Origin of the sequence: Loigolactobacillus bifermentans DSM 20003, assembly GCF_001434575.1 — a bacterium.
Taxonomy (GTDB): Bacteria; Bacillota; Bacilli; order Lactobacillales; family Lactobacillaceae; genus Loigolactobacillus; species Loigolactobacillus bifermentans.
Genome location: NZ_AZDA01000086.1, coordinates 1 through 221 on the forward strand (window position 1 = coordinate 1; position 221 = coordinate 221).

The window sequence follows — 221 nt, forward strand, 5'->3', positions numbered from 1 at the left end:
GCCAAATTAACAACTAAAAACAAACAGACGAACCTAAGACGTGCCCTTAAACAAGCAACCAAATCTCAAGTTGATTTACCACAGCCCCAAAAGGGAACCGATCTTCACCAGGTCTACCAAGCTCAGAAGAAGTTATCACTAGCTACTGACAACTTAAAAGCGGGCAACCAGCAACTAGCACTTACCTTAACCAAGTTAGAAAATCAAAATACCGCTATATC

The 221-nt window shown here is 41.2% G+C and carries 1 pseudogene; it reads left to right on the top strand.

From position 1 onward, the window contains the following. Positions 1 to 221, top strand: a pseudogene (locus FC07_RS16200) (MFS transporter); the annotation flags it as partial.